Genomic DNA, 19,520 nt, shown 5'->3' on the forward strand with positions numbered 1-19,520 from the left:
AAGCCCCGGCCGACAGATCCAAGCCAAGACACCGGGGTCTGTTCTCGCGCGGGTCAAGCCGAAGCTCGAAGCAGCACGAGACCATCCTCACAGTTATCGCGTAGGCAACCGTCAGGACCCAACTCCGCGCGTCTTCGCCAAGCTCGACGTGGTGACCGTACCCACGCGGTCATGATTGCGATGGAATGCGGCCTGTCCCGACGCTTTTCCGCCCGAAAAGGGCGTCTGATTTGCCGTATCCATGTCGGCGACCATACAAATGTCTGAAATTACCCTGCCGAGAGAGATTCTTACGTCTTCCCTGTGAACCAGCATGTGCTTATCCTTACTAAAGTAAGACCCAGATTGATCCTTTTGCGGGAGGTCGAGTTGGGATCTGTGCGCGATTCGCTTGAACTGCTATTTCGGTACGAGGGGTTTTCGGATGACCCGATCGGTGGTGGCGGATTTGGCCAGATCTGGAAAGCTCATGATCGCCTTTTCGATCAGCCTGTCGCGATCAAGACGATAAACGAGGCGTCGCCCTGGCGGATGAGCGCCAGCGCGAAGCGTACTTTCATTAAGGAGGCGCAGGCCGGTGCCCGGTTGGGCAGGAAGTCGCGGAACATCGTCAAGGTACTAGACATGGGGATGGTCGGCGACATGCCCTATTTCTCCATGGAGTGGATCGCGCCGCGCGCCAGCTACCACGGCATAGACATCTCGCAGGATATGGGATGCTGCACGATGGTGCGGGCAAAGAGCATCATTTTCGATGTCCTGGACGCCCTAGCTACCGCGCACAACAACAAGGTGGTGCATAGCGACATCGCCCCTTGGAATATCGTGTACGACCCGGCGGAGCAGGTCTATAAGCTGTCCGATTTCGGCTTGCTAAAGATCATGCAGGGGGCCATCGTCAGCCAGGGAAGCGGCAGTCTCCTAGCGGGTGGGCGGGCGGACTTCTTCCCACGCGACGTGCGCAGCGGCGTGGAAGAGATCTCCTATGCCTCTGACGTCTACGCACTGGCGGTCACCCTCCGCATCCTTGTGGAGGGGCCAGGATGCCTGACCGCGAACGCGGGCACGGTACTGCCTACGCCTGGAGCGATCCGGGTCCGGCACGAGGGCGGGCGGGACGCTCCGCCGCAGCTCACCAATCTGCTGCTCCGATTCGTTGATAGCCACACGCCGAAAGACACGGTGCAGGAGTTCCGGGACATGTTGCAGCGGGTGCCAGGTTAGGACGCGGATCATGACCGTCAAGAGATCGATTTGCTTCATCCCGTCGGGTGAGATGCTGCGGCTGCATCCCGTCGACCATTGGCTACGGCGGTTCGCCGAGTTCACCCAGCGGAACGCGACCGAGATCGTACTGCCCGCAGTCGGGCTCTCCGGCCCACTCTTCAGCTCGGCCGTCAGTCCTGTCCCCAAGACCTACGACCGATCAAACCTTTTACCGCAATGGATCCAGGCCTCTCGGGAGGTCATGGGCGAGGACGCCGTAATCTGGGGCAACATCGTCGTGGAGCTCGGCTTCATGCAGAACGAGGCGCTCTGGCTGATCGATCAGTTCGGGGATCCGCTGTCACAGGTCTGCATGGTGAACCCCGCGGTACAGGGAATAATTGGTGACCTGGTCACCGAGATGCTCGACCACGGCGTGGACGGGGTCGTGCTCGACATCACTGATGCTTACCCAAATTCCTCCGCGGAGGGCCGGGTGGGGTTCAGCATGCACTGCTATTGCGACTACTGCATGGACTCGCTCCGCAACAGAGGTTTCCGAGAGCCGCGAGAGGTATTTTTCACCGAGCCGCTGCTCGGCCAGCTCGTTCTCAACAAGACCGACTCCGGAGTCGGCCATATCGATCCGCCGCAGGAATGGCTGGACAGCCGGGACACTACCAATCTAATGGCACTCGCGGTGGCCCGACAGTTTGTCAACGAAGAAGCCGATGGCCTGCAGGCCGCAGCCTTGCGTCTGCTGTCATACATGCGTGCGCGCGTTGCCGTTACCGCCGACGCCGTGCGCGCGGTACTCTCCCCGGCGCGGGCGGCGAGCAAGAGGACTGCGGTCGTCTTGGGCGACTACAAGGCGGACCTCAGCCAACTGGTGACACTGCCCGCCCTGAATTCGGCCAAAAGCGCCGACGAGTACTGGCTGCCGTTCGTACCTGACCGAAGCAAGGTCCCTGGCGACTGGCGGGCTATCCAGTTCCTTGCGGGCCGGTCGACTTACTACTTCAACGCCTTCTTCGAGGTGGTCGAGGGGGCATCACTGCGGATGGTCCTGCGTGGACCACAGGACTTCTTGGGCGATCTCCTACGCACCTCTAAAGCGCTGATGAACAACTATCTTGGGGCGGGCGCCGTCTTTGCGACGGGCAAGTTCGAGCATTTCGAGGGATTCGCTGGCGTGCCGCTTAACCAGGACGACCATATCGAGCTGGTCGATGAGCTGACCAGGACCATCACCGGCGATGTGCTGCCGCCGGAGTTGCTTGAGCGGTTCCGGATCGAAACGGCCGACCGCCCCGGGGACTGAAGCTGTTGTCGACCTCCGTGAGCCCATTGCGGTGATCTCGTGCGCCCAGGAGGGCCAGGGCTCCGGCATAGTGGCGTTGAGGGTCGTGGTGTCCGGTTCGGAACGTGACAGCGGTACGGCGAGGCTGAAGACGGCCGGGCAAAGGTCCAGATAAGCAAGCAGGCGCAACCTTCGGGATCATGAGGTTCTCGACGCCAAATGATCAGAGAAGACCGTGCCTGCCCCCTCGTCATTGCCGATCAACCCTGCCCTGGACCAACTCACTGAAATGGGCTCTTCGATCTTGAGGGGGAAGGGCCCGGGCGTGGCCTGACGGGCGAGAGCTCGTGACCCCGCGACACTGGCTGTTGATCAAAGACAGTTGGTGACGGGGGCCACAAGCTGTGAACGACAGTACTTCGATCCCGTTCGGCATGCCGGAAATCACGGTGGTGAAGGTCGAACGCGTCGCCGATGACGGCGGACAATCGGGGCGAGTGGTGCATATCGAACGCCCGAACGCCCGGAGGACTGGGCGGCCTGCCCCGACTGCGGGGTCATCTCCACCAAGGTGCGCCAGCGACGCACGACCCGCCCACGAGACCTGCCCCACGGCCAGGAGCCACTCGGGGTGCGCCGGCACAAACGGCAGTTCGCCTGCGCCGAGCAGCTATGCGCGCGTAAGGCGTTCACCGAGTCGGTGGCGGAGATCCCGCCGCGGGCGCGGGTGACAGGCCGGCTGTGCCGGGCCGCGGCCCGGCAGGTCGCCTCGGGCCGGTCGGTGGCCGCGGTGGGCCGCGAGTATCGGCTGGGCCGGCCGTTGGTGCACCGGCACTTCGCCACCTGCGCCGACGCCCTGCTCATCGAGCCCGAGCCGCCTGAAGTGCCGGGCATCGACGAGACCCGCCGGGGCAGGCCTGCCTGGATCAAGAACGAGACGAGCGGGAAGTGGGCGCGGACCGAGCGGTTCGAGACCAACTTCGTCGATCTGTCCGGGGCGGGCGCCTTGCTCGGCCAGGCGGTGGGCCGTACCGGCAAGGCTGTCATCGACTGGCTCAGCGAGCGCGGAACGCAGTGGAAAGCCAGGTGCGCATCGTGGCGATCGATCCGGCCGCCTGCTACCGCTCCGCGATCAAGCAGGCGCTGCCGCATGCCGTCATCGTCGTCGATCACTTCCATCTGGTCGCGCTCGCGAACAAGGCCCTGACCAGCGTGCGGCAGCGCGTCACCCGTGAGGAACGCGGACGCCGGGGACGGGCCACCGACCCGGAATGGGCCAACCGGCGCCGCCTGCTACGCGGCCGTGAGCGATTGTCGGAGCGCGGTTTCACCCGGATGTGGAACGATCTGATCGACCACGAGCCCACCGGGCAGATCCTGACCGTGTGGATCGCCAGGGAAGAACTACGCGCCCTGCCGGCCTGCGCCCGCGAGCGGGCACCGCGTCCGGTGATCTCCCAGCGGTTGTTCCGGTTCCTTTACTGGTGCGCCGGCTCCGGCATTCCCGAGTTGATCACCCTGGCCGAGACCGTCGACGCCTGGTGGCCCGAGACGCTCGCGTTCATCACCACCGGCATCACCAACGCCCGCACCGAGGGAACGAACCGGCTGATCAAGGACGCCGCCCGTGTGGCGTTCGGCTTCCGCAACCTCACCAACCAACGCCGCCGCGTACGGTTGGCCTGCACACATCAAACGATCAACATGCCAGCGGCATGAGGGTGAACATCCCCCTCAAAATCGAAGAGCCCTGAAATGACCTGCGACTTCTCACTGGTGGTGGTCGCCGAGTACGCCAACCTGCTGGAGCACCTGCGGCAGATCCCCGACCCGCGTGAGCGGCGCGGAATCAGGCACACACTGGTGTCGCTCTTGGCGGTCGCCGCCTCGGCGGTGCTGGCCGGAGCACGGTCGTTCACCGCGATCGGAGAATGGATCGCTGATGCGCCCACCCAGGTCATGACCGCTTCGGAAGTCCGGCGCGACCGTCTCAACCGTGACCCTCTACACCATCACCAGCTTGCCCACCTTCCAGGCCGGTCCCGCTGAGCCGGCCGCCTGGATCCGCGGTCATTGGTCGATCGAAAACCGACTGCACTGGGTTCGTGACGTCACCTACTGAGGAAGAAAGCTGGGGGTTATACCGGTTCAGGGCTCATTAGTCCGGTCTCGGAGATGAAGCCGTTCAGCAGGTCGGGCCGGTACTGCATGGGTTTGAGCCGGTTCTTGATCAGACCGGTGAGCTCGTCGATGCCGCAGACGGTGAAGTTGAGCAGTTTGGTGCGAAGGTTGGACCAGATGCCCTCGGCCGGGTTGAGCTCGGGGGCGTAGGCGGGCAACCGGTAGACCAGCAGCCAGTCCTGGCGGCCGGCGATCCACGCGCGCATCTGGGCGCTGACGTGCTCGGGCAGGCTGCCTGCACCAGCGAGATCGGGCCGCCCAGCTGGGCGTGCGCGGCCTGCAGCAGCGCTTGGAAGTCGGCCACCGTGAAGCCTTTGGGCTCGTGCTTGCGTCGGTGGTAGGTGCGGGTGCGGTAGATCAGCCGCGTCCGTGTCCCCGGTTTCACACAGATCAGCGCGGCGATCGAGACCCGCCCCTGCCCGCGATAAGACACCTGCAGCACCGGCGTCTGACCTCTGCGAGCCCAGGTCCTGCCCTTGGGCGGTTTCAGGTTCTGGCCGGACTCATCGGCGAAGACGAGCCGGGAACCCCAGGCCTCCCAGGTACTTTTGACGCCGGCGGCACCCGCCGCCTCCAGCCGGCGATCTCCTCCTCATCGCGCCGGGCCGCCCGGTGCGCCGGCACTTGAAACGACCACCCCAGCCGTTCCATCAGATAGGCCACCCCGCGCGGCGTGTAGCGGATGTGGAACCTCTCGGCGATCAGGGCGGCGATACGCGCGCTCGTCCAGCGCTGATCGTCCCACCCGTGCGCGATCGCGCCCTCGTCCAAGAACGCCTCCAGCCGGGCCTGCTGCTTGTCGGTGAGCTTGCAGCCGGTCCCGGCGGCGCCCTTGGAGACCAGCGCGCTCTTGCCACCCTTCAGCCAGGCCCGATGCCATTCACAGGCGGACTTGCGCGTCACGCCCAGCAGCTGGGCCACCCATGGTGGAGGGATTCCTCCGCAGAACATGTCCGCCGCCTGAAGCCGCAGCGCCTCACGCCGCTGTCGCTCCGTGCCGGACAAGCCCCCGCTTCTGTCTGAGTACCTCATGTCTCCAGGCTGTCACCTGGGCAAATAGCGCGGACAAGCGCCCTGGACAACTCGTGACGCCCAGATTTCTTCATCAGTACGCGTCCAGCCGATCGCCGAGCTTCTTGAGCGCCTTGCGGGTCTCCTCCGACGAGACCTCGCTGTAGATGTTCATCGTGACCGAGATCTGGCTGTGCCGGAGGATCCGCATCGCCACACGCGGGTGGACGTCAAGTGCGACGAGCAGGGACGCGCGGATCTTGCGGGTCGCGTGCACGTGTACCCTGCGGACCTTCGCCTTGATGATCAGTTCGGGGATCGCCACCGTCCGCCTACCGGCATTCGACTCGGGATCGGCGAGGATGAGCCCCTTGCCGGTGAAAGGGGAACCATGGGGAGTCGTGGGAACACGGAAGGGCCCGCTGATCTGGAACGCAGTAGGTCAACGGGTCGTGCGCTGAAATCGTCCAAACTGGCGACAAGGCACCGGGGTCTTACCGCTCTCGCGGCCTTGGTCGTGAAACGCCGGACTTACCTGGACGTATTGGAGGAGACCGGTGATCGAGGAAGATCCGCGGCGGTCCAGGCGTGGCCGGGTATGGCGCCACTGGCTGATGCTCGTTCCGGGTGTTGCTTTGGTTCTCATAGTTGGAGTCCAGTTGGCCGGCCGTGACGACCCGGAGAAGGCGAGTCGATCGGTCACCGCGCCGGCCGAGGAGGAGGGCGCGTCGAACGCGAGGATCATCGACAAGGATCAGCGCATTGATATTGACACCTTCGATCAGAAGGACAGCCCGTTGTGGCCGCTGATCGAGGAACTTCGAAGTGCTGCCCGTCGGAACGACTCCACGGCTAGGGGTTCCGAGAAGAAGAAGTGATGGGGCTGTCGAGCAGTCGCGTTTTCCGTTGCGGTACAGGAACGTTCAACGCCGTTCAGGAGAGGTCGTTCATCCTCGCCGTCCTGCATTGAACCGTTTGGAACGGCCCGAGGGCGGTCTCCGGTGCTGTCCAGCCTCCCGGCGTCGTGCCCGATCGCCTACGGCCTGGCACGCCAGGCCGTACCCCTGCGGGGAGGGGCGGCGCAATGCCGGAGACCGTCTTCAATGAGGGTAGCGCCGTGCTCGTCGGGTGCCCGATGGGGCGGGGAACAAGGGGGAACAGCGGGGGTCACGAGGAACGCGATCAGGGCGCCGATCTATGTTTTCGCAGGTCAGGTAAGATCGGTATCCGTCTTTGCGAGCAAGAGCCCAGGGGTTCGGATCCCCTGGGCTCGATCTCCCGAAACGCCGCTTTCCGGATCAGGGAAGGCGGCGTTCGTGTCATCGGCTGGTAATGGCCAGGCCTGCGGCGGGAACTTCTGTCGTCCTGTGTGTTCGGGTGGTCGGCCCGAGGACGGCAGTTCATTCCAACCGGGCAAGCATCAGGGATGCTTACACGCTACGTGGTGGCGCGGGGGAGGATCTGGGAGATGCACTGGTGGGACAGGCCCAGCACGCTGCCGATGTTGCGGGTGGTCCAGCCCTTGTCGATGAGAGTGCGGGCGGCGTCGCGCTCGGCCTGTTCGGCGTAGAAGTGTGCGGTGCGTGCGTCAATGACGGTCCTCAGTACGTTCGCCGCCTCCGGGTCGGCGGGGGTGAAGAGGAAGTGGCATCATCTGCCTGCGCCGGCTGCGGTCCTCGTTCTGACGTGCTCAGTCGGCGACACGCAGGCAGCGGATGCGTACGGCGTTGCGGACGGGCTTCCCGTCTTGTTCATCGGTGTACTCGGCGACCTTGACGTAGCCGTGGTCGTCGTAGATGCGTCCCAGTTCGGGACTGTCCGCCCAGTGATCCAGGGCCAGCGCGGGAGCGTTGTGCGCTCTGGCGAGACGCTCGGCCTCTTCCAGCAGGGCTGAGCCGACGCTGCGGCCGTCGGGGCCGCGCTCGGTCATCACGGTGTGGATGAACATCGATCCGCCGGGCACCGCGGTGGCGGGGATCCGAGTTGGGGTCATGGGCGCTGCGGCCAGCAGCCCGACGCACCGGCCATCCCGTTCGGCCAGGGTGATGACGCCCCGGCGCGTCCAGTCGGTGATCCTGTCGGGGAAGCCGGGGATTCGGGAGAACGGCACCGTTCCCCATTGCTCCGGGCGGCCCCGGGCGATGAGCCACGCATGGACGGAGTCCATCAGGGACAGCAGGGCCGGAACGTCATCGGTCGTCGCCGGTCGCAGTCGGGTGGAAGAGCTTGGCATTGTGGCCTCCGGGGGAGCTAAACTTCGCACGACCCTATTAATTCAACTTTCTAAGGATTAGATTGTCAAAGAAAGACAGGGTTCGGGCCGTGACCAGGGCCGTTCAGGAGCTACAGGACGCCACCGATCTCATCGATGAGCTAGCGGCCCGGCACCTCGGCATCAATCGCACTGACCTGAGGTGCCTGAGCCGACTGACCGCCCGTGGCTCGCTCACCGCAAGCGAGCTGGCGGCCGCCGCCGGGCTCACAGGAGGCGCCGCCACCACCGCCATCGATCGACTGGAGCGGACCGGCCTGGCCGAGCGAGTCCGCGATATGGCGGACCGGCGCCGCGTCCTGGTGCACCTGACTGAACAGGGCCGCAGAGCCGTTCAGGAGATCTGGGGGCCGATCGCCGCCGAAGCCCAGGCCGAGCTCCTCCGGTTCAGCATCGCCGAGCTCGAACTCATCGAGACATTCCTGCACCGCGCGCTGCACAATCAGGCCCGTCACGCCGACCGCCTGCGCGAGGGAACCGAAGGAATCTGACTGCACCGTCCCGTCCAGCAGGTCATCCTTGCCTGGACTGGCCGTCAACTATCTCCTGACGCGCCGCCTTCATCGTGAAACAACCCGTTAACCCCAAGGGGGCGGCGATCCGTGCCCGGGAGAGGGAGGAAGGGCGCGGAGACGGCACGCTGACCGGGTTCAACATCAGTGTGCCGACCCGCCTGAAGGCGAGACTCCCCGCCGGAGGCGGAAGACCTCCTTGAACTGCGCGTCTACGACGAGACGATCCGCTTTGACACCCTCATCGTGGACGGGACCACCTGTGTGGTGCGGCCCTATCCGCCCCAGGCCCGGGGAGTCGACCCACCTACCATCGTGATCAACGACAACACCGCCGCCGAGCGGCATCTCCCTGGGCCTGACCGACCGGGACATCCCGACCCTCGGCGTGATCGACCTGCCCTGATGAACAGGTGGCCGGACCGATCAGGAATCGAGAAGCACCGGTCGCCGAGCCGCGGATAACGTGACGGCCATGGACATCACCATTCACACGAGCTTCCTCCCGCATGACGACCCGGACGCCACCCTGGCCTTCTACCGCGACACCCTCGGCTTCGAGGTACGCAGCGACGTCGGACACGGCAAGATGCGCTGGATCACGGTCGGCCCTGTCGGCCAGCCCGGCACGTCCATTCTCCTGGCGCCGCCGGCCACCGACCCCGGCATCAGCGAGGACGAGCGCCGCACCATCATCGAGATGATGGCCAAGGGCACCTACGGCTGGATCCTGCTGGCCACCCGGGACCTCGACGGCACCTTCGAGAAGCTGCAGGCCGGCGACGCCGAGGTCGTCCAGGAGCCGACGGAGCAGCCGTACGGCGTCCGTGACTGTGCCTTCCGCGATCCTGCGGGTAACCTGATCCGCATTCAGGAGCTTCGCTGAGCCGTTCGGTAGTCGATGTGGCCATGACGGCCGCCACAGAGAATACGGTGGCCGGTGATTTCAGGCATCCGTCCTCGACTCACCCTCGACGGCCGCGACATCGCAGAGGTCCTCGCGATGCCGGCCGCCGCGGGCGAGAGGCGCGCACGCCGGCCGTTCACACGGCGGCGACGGGCGGCGTCCGCGTCCCGGGCGAGCCGATCACCGTCCCGGGCGAGCCGATCACCGGCCTCGCCGGCGTCGAGCAGTTTTTCGGTCCGGTGACCCGGGTGCTCGCGGACATCGATGAAAGGAGTTCTCTCATGTGTCATCCCGCATGGGGGCGCGCGCTTACCGAGGCACAGCGCCTGAACGACCTCGCGCGGTTGCGCCGCGTCCGCGACCGGATCGACCGGGAGTACGCGCAGCCGCTGGACGTCGAGGCGCTGGCCCGTGGCGCGCACATGTCGGCCGGGCATCTCAGCCGCCGGTTCCGGCTCGCCTACGGCGAGTCGCCGTACGCCTATCTGATGACGCGGCGTATCGAGCGCGCGATGGCGCTGTTGCGCCGGGGCGACCTCAGCGTCACCGAGGTCTGCTTCGCGGTCGGCTGCTCGTCACTGGGCACCTTCAGCACCCGCTTCACCGAACTGGTCGGCATGCCGCCCAGCGCCTACCAGCGCCGCGCGGCGGGCGCCGCTGAGGGGATGCCGTCGTGCGTGGCGAAGCAGGTGACCAGACCGGTCAGGAATCGAGAAGCGCCGGTCACCGAGCCGCACCTAGCGTGACGGCCATGACCTCCATCGAATCCCTCACCCTTGAGGTGGCCGACACCGTGGCCGCCAACCGCTTCTACACCGCCTTCGGTCTGGGCACTCAGGTGCGTCTGCGGGCCTCGGAGGCGCCGACGACCGGCTTCCGTGGCTTCGCGCTGTCGCTCACGGTGTCCCAGCCGGCCACCGTCAACGGCTTCATCGGCGCCGCTCTCGATGCTGGCGCCACATCGCTGAAGCCCGCCGCGAAGTCGTTCTGGGGCTACGGCGGCGTCGTACAGGCCCCGGACGGGACGATCTGGAAGATCGCGACGTCGGCGAAGAGGGACACCGGGCCGGCCCCCCAGCAGTTCGACGAGATCGTGCTCCTCCTGGGAGCCGTGGACGTGGCCGCGAGCAAGCGGTTCTATGTTGACCGAGGCCTCGTCGTGGCGAAGAGCTTTGGCCGCAAGTACGTCGAGTTCGCCACCGCGTCGAGTCCGGTCAAGCTGGCGCTGTACGGGCGCCGTGCCCTTGCCAAGGATGTCGGCGTCCCCGTCGACGGCACCGGATCGCACCGGGTCGTGCTCGGCGGCGACGCCGGGTCTTTCACCGACCCGGACGGGTTTGTGTGGGAGGCCGCGTCGCTGACAACCACGCCCTGACGTGCCACTGCTGTCCTCCTGGCCCGGCTGCCGACCGCGAGACGGCCGCCGCGCTCGCCGCCGGTCTGACCGTGGCGGATCCTTAGCATGAGATTGTCCCAATCAAGCATTACAAGAGGGGAAACCTGCCATGAAGGACACGGAGAAGTCCGCCAAGACCACCGGTGCAGCCGGTGAGAAGTTCGACGGATTCACGGATGAGGAGCGGGGCGCGATGAAGGAGCGCGCCCAGGAGCTGAAGGCGTCCGCGCGGCGCGGCCCGCGCGCGGCCAAGGCGGGCGCGGAGAGCGAGGTGCTCGCGAAGATCGCCGAGATGGAGGAGGCGGACCGCGTCGTCGCCGAGCGGCTCCATGACATCGTCAAAGCCAACGCGCCGACCCTCTCGCCGAAGCTCTGGTATGGGATGCCGGCGTATGCCAGGGACGGCAAGATTGTCTGCTTCTTCCAGAGTGCGCAGAAGTTCAAGACGAGGTACGCCACTCTCGGCTTCAACGACCAGGCCAACCTCGATGAAGGCACCATGTGGCCGACCGCCTTCGCCCTGACGGAGTTGACCGCCGCCGACGAGGCGCGGATCGGCGCGCTCATCAAGAAGGCCGTGAGCTGAGGCGGTCCTTACCTCTATCGACGGCGGCTTCGGACGGTGTCGTTCCGACTCCAGATGAGGGGCCGGAGTTCCGCGGATGCGCTGGGTGCGTTCTCGTCGGCGAGCACCTCCCTGCGGGAGACTTTGGCGACCGACACTCGCCGGTGGTAGTCATGGAAAGTCTGTACCTCGCCGTCGCTGCGGCAGAGGTCCCATCTTGGGCCGTCCAACTCGGTGTATGACATGCCCTCGTACACATGGTCACGCATCGTGGCGACGTAGACGGCCCAGCGGCGGAGCAAAGAAGCCGAGGCCCGTATGTTGAGCAGCCCGCCCAGGCGTGCCACCTCGGCGGCCCGGACATCTTCCTCGGGGCGCCACAGCCGCCACCAGGTGCCGTCAGCTCGCTGAGTGCGCCACTCGTGGACCGCCACGTCGAGGCCCCAGGTATGCCACCGGACGGTTCCGGACACGGTTCCAGGTGCGGCGAAGTGGTGGCTGAGGTGCCGGACGGTCCGCGCCGATAGATGCGTCAGGTCGGCGGGAACGAGAGCGATGGGGTCGCCTTGTTCGGCGTCGAACGGGTTGGGATCGATGAATCGCCGATCAATGATCACAACGGTTCCGGGTTGCCGTTGAAAGGACAGGCCCCACAGCAGGCGGCTGAGCAGGAGCGAACCGTGCGGATCGGAGAGGATATGCCAGGTCTGGTGGTAGAAGTTCGTGGAGAATCGCGCTCGGCTGCCCGGACGAAGCGTGATCACTCTGTAGTCCCGGCCATCGGCCCGGAGGTGGTGCCGATGAAGCTTGAGGCGGTCTCCGACCTGGCGCGTGTTGGACGGCCTGGGGCGCTTATGCTCCGGCACGGCTCACCACGGCCTTTTCCCTCCTGATCGTTGATCTATGAAAGCGTGTCGCGCGCGCCCTTCTCAACGGGATTTCAGAGGGGGTGCCGTGTCACGAGCAGAGAGCCCAGGTAGATGCGTTGTCGACCAAAATTGTCATGCCGGACGTTGACGTTCCCGCCCGGCTCATCCGCCGTTGACGCCGGCGGGGCGCGTGCCGCGTGGAAGGCACCGGAAGGGGGAGCCTGATCGCCGGGCCGTCTAAGGACGGTCAACGGCGGTCGGTCACGGTCGCCCGTGGAGTGCCCCTGGCTCAGATCGGGGTCGTTCCCCCTGGCGATCAGGCCGTTCTGCAAGCAGGAAGTCAGGAGTTCGAAGGCTGTGCGAACCCTCTACGACAAGCGGCGTGGCATCGGAGACCGTCATGCCTCGGCTCTGCGCAACCTCTTCAACCGCTACATGGTGACCATCTCGCAGGAAGCGCGGCGTCCGGTTTCTGCCAGCGGTTTTCGCAGGGACGGGGGAAAGTCTTCTCGACGCGACACGACGCGACGAAGGACAAGAGGACATGCACAAGATCTCCAAGCTGAAAGTGCTGTACTTCGGAACTCCGGTGGTTCTGATCGGCTCCCGGAACGAGGACGGCTCGGCGAATCTCGCGCCGATGTCCTCGGCCTGGTGGTTGGACGACTCCTGCATGCTGGGTCTCGGCAACAACGGTCAGACCGCGGCGAATCTACTGCGCGAACGTGAGTGCGTGCTGAATCTCGCGTCCTCTTCGATGGTCGACGCCGTCGACCGGCTCGCGCTTCTGACCGCGAAAACGGCGATACCGGACTATCGGCTGCGGCAGGGCTACCGGTACGAGCGAGATAAGTTCGGGGCGGCGGGGCTGACCGAGCAGTCGGCGGAGTTGGTGCGGGCGCCGCGCGTCGGGGAGTGCCCCATCCAGTTGGAGTGCGTGGTGGATGAGGCGCACCCGTTCGGTGGTCCGGAGACGGAGGCGACCGCCTTCCAGGTCAGGGTGGTGCGCGTCCATGTCGAGGAGGAGTTGATCATCCCCGGGACGCACTACGTGGACCCGCTGAGGTGGGATCCGCTCATCATGAAGTTCTGCGAGTTCTTCGGTGGCGGGCAGAACATGCATCCGTCGAGGCTCGCCGAGGGCTGGAACATGCCGCACAGGCTTCAGCGGGCGGTCGGCTGAGCGTGGCTCGCGGCCGTAGCCACCGCCCTCCGCCCGACCATGGTCCAGAGTGCTCAGCAACCCATTCGCCGATCACCGGCCCGCCGCCGCCAGGTCACTCCCTCATCGGTTGTCGTCGGCATACGCCACCTACAGTGGCGCCATGGCCGAAAGCACACCACCCCCAGACGGTCGCTACCCCCACGGGATAGGAAGTGCGCACCTGGCCGATTCATCGGTGCGGACTATGCCTACGACCCGCCTAACCCCAGGCACATGACCGCGCAGCGGCTTGAGGAATTCCATCGGCCGGAGCACTGGCGCTCTCTGGAGGTCACCCGCCCCGTCGCCGAGGGCGAGTTCGAGATCTCCCCGAAGTTCATGAGGCCTGGAGAGACCCTGGTGTTGGAGTTCAGGCTCGGCAACGCGGCTGGAGGCTGGGAACCTGGCTGGCGAAGCCGGGCAGTCCTGTGCGGCCTTGCACACTCGTGGATGAGGGAGGGGGCGACGCGGAGCAGGCCAAGGAGATGGCGGGAGGCTGAGGGTGACGTTCCTGCGGGGCGGCCGAGGTCCCGCGGGAATTCTCTTTTCCGAGGCCGGCCGCAAGATATGTCAGGTGATGGACTTTCTCGGTGACGGGTGCCGCTCTATAACTCGTCACCCGGGTTTGACCTGGGAGTTCATGGGACCGTTTATGCCGCCCCGTGGTGCTCGCCGATCACCTCGCCGGGCGGCGTGTTCCGTCTATGGCGCTCTCGGTCTTTTCCACCGCCGACCTTGGATAGCGTCGAGGTCATGCGGCTTCATGTGGGATGCGCGATGTGGACACACACGCCATGGCAGGGGCGTTTTCTGCCTCATCCGCTTCCTCCTCGGGAGCGCCTGCGGTCCTATGCGACCTGGTGCAACGCGGTGGAGGGCAACACGACGTTCTACGCGACACCGACGAGGAGCACGGTGGAGTCGTGGGCGCGGCAGACGGCCCCCGACTTCCGCTTCGTGGCCAAGCTGCCCAAGTCGATCACGCATGAGCGTCGCCTTACCGGCGTCGACGAGGAGCTCCGATCGTTCCTGGAGGCGATCGAACCACTTGGGCCACGAGCGCACGCCCTCTGGGTCCAACTGCCGGGATCATTCGCTCCGACCGACCTCGGCACCCTGGCGGCCTTTCTTCACCGGCTTCCCCGCTCGTACGGATACGCCGTCGAAGTCCGCCACCGCGCGTTCTTCGATGACGCGCGGTCCGCGCGGCTTCTCGAAAGGGTTCTCGCCGGCGTCAACGCCGAGTGGATCCCGTTCGACACCACCGTCCTCTTCCAGAGCCCTCCGACCAGCGACGCCGAACGAGACGCGTGGACGAAAAAACCGCGCGTGCCACGCCGGTCGATCGCTCTCACCGACCGTCCGATCGTTCGCTACCTTGGCCGGGACGATACGGCGCGTACGATCGAGGGCTGGCAGCAGTGGGTCGGCACGGTCACCGAATGGCTCCGCGAAGGCCGTTCGCCGACCGTGTTCATCCATACTCCCGACAACGCCGACGCGCTGATGCTCGCCCGTCGTTTTCACGATGACGTGCGGGCCAGGCTGCCCGAGGTCGAGCCGCTGCCCGAGCCCATGCCGGCCGAGCCGCCGACCCTCTTCTGACCGCGCCATCCTTGGTTCCATAAGGCGAGACCGTAAGGCGAGACCGTGAAACCCCTCCCCGGTCGGCGGTGACCCACGCGTGCCGTCGGGCGGGGGAAACGCCTCTCCGTCAGCGGGCGACGCCGGTGTCCGTCATTGATGAGCGATCATGTCCGCCGGTGGGTCTCCGCTGTCCGCCGGCAGACGATCGACGGCTTCGGCTGGGCGTCCCCGGGCGAGGGGTCGGCCGCCGTGGCTCTCCTCGGTCACATTCGGCCGGGCGGACGACGGCCATTCACCGTCTCCGTTGTCGACCAGGTACCGCCAGGCGCCGCGCGGACGGCCGAGAGCGGCCCCGGACCTGCCATCTGGGGGCATCCCATGGTGACGGCGGTACGGGGCCGGCACACTTGCCTGCATTACTCATATGACGTAGTTTTTACTCATGCAAGTAAGACGGGGTGGGGAAGTGCCATCCGGGAGATCCCTCACCGGCGAGGCCAGGCGCTCCCAGATCATCGCGGCGACCATCGAGACGATCGCCGATCTCGGATACGGTCAGGCGTCCTTCGCCAGGATCGCCGAACGGGCGGGCCTGAGCAGCACGCGCCTGATCTCCTACCACTTCGCCGGCAAGAACGAGCTGATGAGCGCGGCCGTCGCCGAGGTCTACGATCACATCGGGCGGTTCATGGCCGGGCGAATGGCCGGTGTGACCTCTGCCCGTGACGCGCTGCGCACCTACATCACCGCGCTGGTCGGATACATCGCGGACAATCGCTCGCGCATGCGGGCGATGATGGAGATCTTCCTCAACTTCCGCGGCGAGGACGGCGCGAGCCGCTCCTACGACGCGGGCAGCGAGAACGACGCCATCGGTCATGTCCAGCGCATCCTGCGTGACGGGCAGCGCAGCGGCGAGTTCCGCCACTTCGACACCTTCGTCATGGCGGCGACCCTGCAGCGTGCCCTGGACGGGCTGCCGTTCCTCCTGGAGACCAGGCCCGATCTCGACCTGGCCGCCTGCGCCGGGGAGCTGGTGACGCTGTTCGACCTGGCGACCAGGAACGAGCCGTGAGCGCCGGGAGACGACGGCGCACGCTGCTGCGCCTGCTGGTCGAGCTGCTCGTACCGGCCGCCCTGTACTACGCGCTGCGCCTGGCCGGGATGAGCGTCTACCTCTCCCTGATCGTCACGGCCGTGGTGCCCGCGGCCGTGGGCGCCTACGGGCTGGTCAGGGAGCGCAGGGTCGACGGGCTCTCCGTTTTCATGACGGTCATGATGGTGCTGAGCGTCGCGGTGTCGCTGATCAGCGGCGGAGAGAGGTTCCTGCTCGCCAAGGAGGGGTGGCTGACGGCCGTCGTCGGGCTCTGGTTCCTGGGGAGCCTGCGGGCCGGGATGCCACTCACGTTCCTGTTCAGCCGGCCGCTGCTGGAACACAGGTTCCCGATCCACGGCACCGGAGAGACGTGGGACGTGCTGTGGGAGCGGCTTCCCCGCTTCCGCAGGGCCTGGCGGGTCACGACCGTCCTGTGGGGCGTCGGAACCCTCCTCGACGCCGCGGCACGCGTGGTCATGGCCTACACGCTGCCGGTCGACGTCGTCCCCGCGCTCGGCGGCGCGCTGTACGCCGGTACGTCGATCACGCTCATAGTGATCGCCAACGTCTACTTCATCACGGCGGGGCTCTTCGACGGACGGCGCGCGATGTACGCGCCGCTCAACCGTGAGCGCGCCTCGCCCCTCACCATCGGTGAGACCGTCATCGAACCGCGCGAAGCCTGACGCCTCCGAGAGCACGCCGCCGGAGCCTTTCGAGCCTGTGAAGTCCCCGTCCGTTCACCTCTGCCCGAAGGAGTTCGGTCATGCCCGAGAACATCTCGCGAGACACGATGACCGGGACCGACTGCTCGTGGGACCGGCCGGGTGGGCACCGCCGACGACTCTGGAGCGGTGGGCCTCCCGGGCGGTGACGGCCGGTGTTTCCCCGCGAGAGCCGTGGACGGCGGACCCGCTTTTGAGGGCTGCCACGTCCCAGGCGGATCCGGTGTCCCGGCTCCCGCGGATCAAGGGGGCGGCCCGCCGCGTCGCGCGTCGGCCGTACCGGGCCGTCGGCCGTCGCAGGTGGGCCGCGCCGCCGGTCAGGGGTAGTCGGCGCCGGCGAAGTTGACGCGCAGCGTGTACAGGGAGCTGGAGGCGGTGATGAACAGATGATTGCGCTTGATGCCGCCGAAAGTGAGGTTGGAGACGATCTCGGGGACACCGAGTTTGCCGATCAGGGTGCCGTCGGGGTCGAAGCAGTGCAGGCCGTCGTGGGCGGCGACCCAGAGCCGTCCGGCGTTGTCCACCCGGAGGCCGTCGAAGACCCCCGCGTCACAGATGCCGAAGACCTCTCCACCGGAGAGCGTGCCGTCGTCGCGTACGTCGAAACGGCGGATGTGTTTTCCGGGGGTGTCGACGATGTAGAGGTGGCGTTCGTCGGCGGAGAAGGCCAGGCCGTTGGGACGGTTGAAGTCGTCGGCGACGACGCGCGCCCGGGTGGTGACGGGGTCGATCCGGTAGACGTGGCAGCCGTCGGTCTCACTGTCGCCCTGGTTGCCCTCGTAGTCACTGCTGATGCCGTAGTCGGGGTCGGTGAACCAGATGGAGCCGTCGGAACGCTCGACCACGTCGTTGGGGCTGTTGAACCGTCTGCCGTCGATGTGGTCGGCCAGGACGGTGATGGAGCCGTCGTGCTCGGTGCGGGTGAGGCGGCGGTTGCCCTGTTCACAGCTGATCAGGCGGCCTTGCCGGTCGACGGTGTGGCCGTTGGCGTATCCGGACGGCTGCCGGAAGACCCCGACCGCGCCGGTGGTCTCGTCCCAGCGCAGGACGCGTTCGTCGGGGATGTCGCTGAAGAGGAGGTAACGCCCCGCGGGGAAGTATGCCGGGCCCTCGGTCCACCGGCAGCCCGTGTGAAGGCGCCGCATCCGCCCGTCGCCGTTGCAACGGCGGAAACGGTCGTCCAACACCGTGAACTCTGTCTCGATACTGTCGATCATCGCGGCCTTTCAGGCGCTCGCCGGTGTGCCCGGTCGTTTCTCGGGGGTGGGGGGGCGTCTCAGGTGGTGAACTCGTAGAGGTCGTAGGCGACCATGACCAGCCGGCCGGGGGTGTCGTTCCAGCCGAGGGCGGATCCGAGCGGGCTGGTGACCTCGCGATAGCCGATGATGTCGAGTGTGGCGCCGGCGGTGCCCATCCAGAGCGCGCCCTCCTCGGTGGAGGCGAACCAGCAGGGGCCTCCGGAGTAGGCGCCCCAGATCGTGCTGAAGTTGAACGCCTGCGGTCGTCGACCGTCGACGATCAGATTGGCCTTGTCGCGCAGGGTGATCCGCCAGCTGGTCCTGTCGATCGAGTAGTACCAGAGGTTGTGGTCATCCGGTCCGACCGAGCAGTTGGCGACGAGCAGAGCGTCACCACGGACGCTGAGGTGGTTGATGCCTCGTTGGGCCTGGGGGTTGAAGACCGTCTGCGACAGGATCTTTCCCGACGGGATCTCCACCACGGAGACGTAACCGTCCTCCGAGCCGGTGACCACCCGCGCGAGCCCGTTTGAGTCGGTCACCGTCTCGACCGAGTAGACGTCGTGCAGCCCCCACGGATTGACGGGGGTGGGGTTCCTGATGTCGACCGACCGCAGGAAGGAGAGCCTCTGGCGCCCAGGGTGATAGGTCCACACGGAGAGACGGCCTGTCGAATGCCCCACGACCAGGCTGCTGGGAGAGCCCGCCAGGACGCCCTGCCCGCCGGTGGCGACCCCGAGCGAGGCGTCGTAGGCGTAGGTCTTCGCCAGACGCAGGTCCGACCACCTGCCGCTCGGCGAGACCCACAGCGCGATGGATCCGTCGTCGTTCGAGGTGACGATCGCCCGGGGCCCCAGGGGCGTGAGCATCCGTACCCCCTGAAAGGCCGGGCTGTTGACCGCCTCGCTGATGAGCGGGCCGGTCAGGTTGGAGGTGGTGAACCTGAAGATGGTCATCGACCCGTCCCAGCGCCCCACGGCGAAATGCTCGGAGTCCAGCCAGGCCAGGGTCTGCGCCATTTCGTAGGTGGTGCCGTTCGGGGTGATGGGCAGCGCCGTCGCGGGCACGGGGCGCGCGGGGAACCGCATCCCTCTCCGTGCGAGCTCCTCACTGGAGCGGACCACGGGAGGCGTCGGCGGGGACGTCGTTTCCGCGGCCCTGACGGCGCTCCTCGCCCTGTCGGCGAAGGCCGGTGCCGCGCCGGACATCACTCCCGACGCGGCGATCCCCGACGCGACCCCTGCCGCGGTGAGGCCGCCTTTCAGAACCGATCGCCGGTGCACGTGATTGTCCTGACTGCTTTCAGAAGACTTCATGCGATATCACCTTTCGTCGGAATGCTTCTGTTGTCCTCGATGCGGTTGGGGCCTCTCAGGGCCGATCCATATCCTCACAGCCGTTCCTGTGAAACCGCGAATCACGGGGTCCGCCGGTGGGCCGCGGGAGAAATG

General features: G+C 66.4%; 22 protein-coding genes and 2 pseudogenes. 18 read left to right on the forward strand and 6 right to left on the reverse strand.

Annotation, left to right across the window (positions count from 1 at the left end; all coding sequences use genetic code 11):
• The first annotated feature begins 378 nt into the window (after positions 1 to 378).
• The 6 genes and pseudogenes from ACWEF2_RS22320 to ACWEF2_RS22345 all read left to right on the forward strand — a co-directional run.
• A complete protein-coding gene (locus ACWEF2_RS22320; protein WP_453818026.1) occupies positions 379 to 1,224 on the forward strand; it encodes a serine/threonine-protein kinase in 846 nt (281 codons plus the stop codon).
• A 10-nt stretch (positions 1,225 to 1,234) separates the two neighbouring features.
• Positions 1,235 to 2,527 carry a hypothetical protein gene (locus ACWEF2_RS22325; protein ID WP_453818028.1) on the forward strand — a complete coding sequence of 431 codons (1,293 nt, stop codon included), beginning with the start codon at positions 1,235 to 1,237 and terminating at the stop codon, positions 2,525 to 2,527.
• 466 nt (positions 2,528 to 2,993) lie between these two features.
• The gene (locus tag ACWEF2_RS22330) at positions 2,994 to 3,713 is read left to right on the forward strand and encodes a transposase family protein (protein WP_453818226.1); all 720 of its coding nucleotides are present in this window, start codon (positions 2,994 to 2,996) and stop codon (positions 3,711 to 3,713) included.
• Positions 3,602 to 4,225 (forward strand): ISL3 family transposase, encoded by a 624-nt coding sequence (locus tag ACWEF2_RS22335; protein ID WP_453818030.1) that lies wholly within the window; start codon positions 3,602 to 3,604, stop codon positions 4,223 to 4,225. Before ACWEF2_RS22330 ends, ACWEF2_RS22335 begins: the two co-directional genes overlap by 112 nt.
• A 36-nt stretch (positions 4,226 to 4,261) precedes the next feature.
• The gene (locus tag ACWEF2_RS22340) at positions 4,262 to 4,555 is read left to right on the forward strand and encodes a transposase family protein (RefSeq protein WP_453818032.1); all 294 of its coding nucleotides are present in this window, start codon (positions 4,262 to 4,264) and stop codon (positions 4,553 to 4,555) included.
• A pseudogene (locus tag ACWEF2_RS22345) lies at positions 4,500 to 4,625 on the forward strand (ISAs1 family transposase); the annotation flags it as partial. The gene ACWEF2_RS22340 and the pseudogene ACWEF2_RS22345, both read left to right, overlap by 56 nt.
• A 19-nt stretch (positions 4,626 to 4,644) precedes the next feature.
• On the opposite strand, the pseudogene ACWEF2_RS22350 reads toward ACWEF2_RS22345, so the two are convergent.
• Both ACWEF2_RS22350 and ACWEF2_RS22355 read right to left on the reverse strand, forming a co-directional pair.
• Positions 4,645 to 5,719: pseudogene (locus ACWEF2_RS22350) on the reverse strand (IS630 family transposase).
• A gap of 73 nt (positions 5,720 to 5,792) precedes the next feature.
• Positions 5,793 to 6,023, reverse strand: coding sequence for a hypothetical protein (locus tag ACWEF2_RS22355; protein ID WP_453818034.1), 231 nt, complete (start codon positions 6,021 to 6,023; stop codon positions 5,793 to 5,795).
• A 232-nt stretch (positions 6,024 to 6,255) separates the two neighbouring features.
• Here ACWEF2_RS22355 and ACWEF2_RS22360 point away from each other — a divergent pair, with 232 nt between their 5' ends.
• Together ACWEF2_RS22360 and ACWEF2_RS22365 are read left to right on the forward strand one after the other, a co-directional pair.
• Positions 6,256 to 6,576 carry a hypothetical protein gene (locus ACWEF2_RS22360; protein ID WP_453818036.1) on the forward strand — a complete coding sequence of 107 codons (321 nt, stop codon included), beginning with the start codon at positions 6,256 to 6,258 and terminating at the stop codon, positions 6,574 to 6,576.
• A 548-nt stretch (positions 6,577 to 7,124) separates the two neighbouring features.
• Complete coding sequence (locus ACWEF2_RS22365) at positions 7,125 to 7,268, forward strand: hypothetical protein (protein WP_453818038.1); 144 nt, start codon at positions 7,125 to 7,127, stop codon at positions 7,266 to 7,268.
• 120 nt (positions 7,269 to 7,388) lie between these two features.
• Here ACWEF2_RS22365 and ACWEF2_RS22370 read toward each other — a convergent pair whose 3' ends face one another.
• On the reverse strand, positions 7,389 to 7,931 hold the full coding sequence (locus ACWEF2_RS22370; RefSeq protein ID WP_453818040.1) for an N-acetyltransferase family protein: 543 nt from the start codon (positions 7,929 to 7,931) through the stop codon (positions 7,389 to 7,391).
• A gap of 89 nt (positions 7,932 to 8,020) precedes the next feature.
• Here ACWEF2_RS22370 and ACWEF2_RS22375 point away from each other — a divergent pair, with 89 nt between their 5' ends.
• The 6 genes from ACWEF2_RS22375 to ACWEF2_RS22400 all read left to right on the forward strand — a co-directional run bounded on the left by ACWEF2_RS22375 (position 8,021) and on the right by ACWEF2_RS22400 (position 11,371).
• Positions 8,021 to 8,461 (forward strand): MarR family winged helix-turn-helix transcriptional regulator, encoded by a 441-nt coding sequence (locus ACWEF2_RS22375; protein WP_453818042.1) that lies wholly within the window; start codon positions 8,021 to 8,023, stop codon positions 8,459 to 8,461.
• 225 nt (positions 8,462 to 8,686) lie between these two features.
• Complete coding sequence (locus tag ACWEF2_RS22380; protein ID WP_453818228.1) at positions 8,687 to 8,947, forward strand: hypothetical protein; 261 nt, start codon at positions 8,687 to 8,689, stop codon at positions 8,945 to 8,947.
• Between the two features lie 10 nt (positions 8,948 to 8,957).
• Positions 8,958 to 9,368: a VOC family protein gene (locus ACWEF2_RS22385; RefSeq protein ID WP_355598872.1), complete on the forward strand. Its 411-nt coding sequence runs from the start codon at positions 8,958 to 8,960 to the stop codon at positions 9,366 to 9,368.
• Positions 9,369 to 9,670: 302 nt separating this feature from the next.
• On the forward strand, positions 9,671 to 10,135 hold the full coding sequence (locus ACWEF2_RS22390; protein WP_453818045.1) for a helix-turn-helix transcriptional regulator: 465 nt from the start codon (positions 9,671 to 9,673) through the stop codon (positions 10,133 to 10,135).
• A 5-nt stretch (positions 10,136 to 10,140) separates the two neighbouring features.
• Positions 10,141 to 10,764 carry a glyoxalase gene (locus ACWEF2_RS22395; RefSeq protein ID WP_453818047.1) on the forward strand — a complete coding sequence of 208 codons (624 nt, stop codon included), beginning with the start codon at positions 10,141 to 10,143 and terminating at the stop codon, positions 10,762 to 10,764.
• A gap of 130 nt (positions 10,765 to 10,894) precedes the next feature.
• Complete coding sequence (locus tag ACWEF2_RS22400) at positions 10,895 to 11,371, forward strand: iron chaperone (RefSeq protein ID WP_453818049.1); 477 nt, start codon at positions 10,895 to 10,897, stop codon at positions 11,369 to 11,371.
• Between the two features lie 14 nt (positions 11,372 to 11,385).
• Here the strand turns inward: ACWEF2_RS22400 and ACWEF2_RS22405 are convergent, their stop codons facing one another.
• Positions 11,386 to 12,114 (reverse strand): hypothetical protein, encoded by a 729-nt coding sequence (locus ACWEF2_RS22405; protein WP_453818051.1) that lies wholly within the window; start codon positions 12,112 to 12,114, stop codon positions 11,386 to 11,388.
• Positions 12,115 to 12,763: 649 nt separating this feature from the next.
• On the opposite strand from ACWEF2_RS22405, the gene ACWEF2_RS22410 reads away from it, so the two are divergent.
• The 4 genes from ACWEF2_RS22410 (at position 12,764) to ACWEF2_RS22425 (ending at position 16,792) form a co-directional block, all read left to right on the forward strand.
• Positions 12,764 to 13,402, forward strand: coding sequence for a flavin reductase family protein (locus ACWEF2_RS22410; protein WP_453818053.1), 639 nt, complete (start codon positions 12,764 to 12,766; stop codon positions 13,400 to 13,402).
• Positions 13,403 to 14,200: 798 nt separating this feature from the next.
• A complete protein-coding gene (locus ACWEF2_RS22415; protein WP_453818055.1) occupies positions 14,201 to 15,028 on the forward strand; it encodes a DUF72 domain-containing protein in 828 nt (275 codons plus the stop codon).
• Positions 15,029 to 15,476: 448 nt separating this feature from the next.
• Positions 15,477 to 16,085, forward strand: a complete 609-nt coding sequence (locus tag ACWEF2_RS22420) for a TetR/AcrR family transcriptional regulator (protein WP_453818057.1) — start codon at positions 15,477 to 15,479, stop codon at positions 16,083 to 16,085.
• Entirely contained in the window at positions 16,082 to 16,792 is a 711-nt protein-coding gene (locus tag ACWEF2_RS22425) for a VC0807 family protein (protein ID WP_453818059.1), read from the forward strand. The genes ACWEF2_RS22420 and ACWEF2_RS22425 overlap by 4 nt, the downstream gene beginning before the upstream one ends.
• Before the next feature lie 356 nt (positions 16,793 to 17,148).
• Here the strand turns inward: ACWEF2_RS22425 and ACWEF2_RS22430 are convergent, their stop codons facing one another.
• Both ACWEF2_RS22430 and ACWEF2_RS22435 read right to left on the reverse strand, forming a co-directional pair.
• Entirely contained in the window at positions 17,149 to 18,048 is a 900-nt protein-coding gene (locus tag ACWEF2_RS22430; protein WP_453818061.1) for an SMP-30/gluconolactonase/LRE family protein, read from the reverse strand.
• Positions 18,049 to 18,107: 59 nt separating this feature from the next.
• Complete coding sequence (locus tag ACWEF2_RS22435; protein ID WP_453818063.1) at positions 18,108 to 19,385, reverse strand: hypothetical protein; 1,278 nt, start codon at positions 19,383 to 19,385, stop codon at positions 18,108 to 18,110.
• Positions 19,386 to 19,520 lie beyond the last annotated feature (135 nt).

Source organism: Streptosporangium sp. NPDC004631 (assembly GCF_053601935.1).

Excerpts from the sequence above, each read along its gene's own strand:
- ACWEF2_RS22325 (WP_453818028.1), top strand. The coding sequence starts at position 1,235 with ATGACCGTCAAGAGATCGATTTGCTTCATCCCGTCGGGTGAGATGCTG.
- ACWEF2_RS22340 (WP_453818032.1), top strand. The coding sequence starts at position 4,262 with ATGACCTGCGACTTCTCACTGGTGGTGGTCGCCGAGTACGCCAACCTG.
- ACWEF2_RS22365 (WP_453818038.1), top strand. The coding sequence starts at position 7,125 with ATGCTTACACGCTACGTGGTGGCGCGGGGGAGGATCTGGGAGATGCAC.
- ACWEF2_RS22370 (WP_453818040.1), bottom strand. The coding sequence starts at position 7,931 with ATGCCAAGCTCTTCCACCCGACTGCGACCGGCGACGACCGATGACGTT.
- ACWEF2_RS22385 (WP_355598872.1), top strand. The coding sequence starts at position 8,958 with ATGGACATCACCATTCACACGAGCTTCCTCCCGCATGACGACCCGGAC.
- ACWEF2_RS22390 (WP_453818045.1), top strand. The coding sequence starts at position 9,671 with ATGTGTCATCCCGCATGGGGGCGCGCGCTTACCGAGGCACAGCGCCTG.
- ACWEF2_RS22395 (WP_453818047.1), top strand. The coding sequence starts at position 10,141 with ATGACCTCCATCGAATCCCTCACCCTTGAGGTGGCCGACACCGTGGCC.
- ACWEF2_RS22400 (WP_453818049.1), top strand. The coding sequence starts at position 10,895 with ATGAAGGACACGGAGAAGTCCGCCAAGACCACCGGTGCAGCCGGTGAG.
- ACWEF2_RS22410 (WP_453818053.1), top strand. The coding sequence starts at position 12,764 with ATGCACAAGATCTCCAAGCTGAAAGTGCTGTACTTCGGAACTCCGGTG.
- ACWEF2_RS22415 (WP_453818055.1), top strand. The coding sequence starts at position 14,201 with ATGTGGACACACACGCCATGGCAGGGGCGTTTTCTGCCTCATCCGCTT.
- ACWEF2_RS22430 (WP_453818061.1), bottom strand. The coding sequence starts at position 18,048 with ATGATCGACAGTATCGAGACAGAGTTCACGGTGTTGGACGACCGTTTC.
- ACWEF2_RS22435 (WP_453818063.1), bottom strand. The coding sequence starts at position 19,385 with ATGAAGTCTTCTGAAAGCAGTCAGGACAATCACGTGCACCGGCGATCG.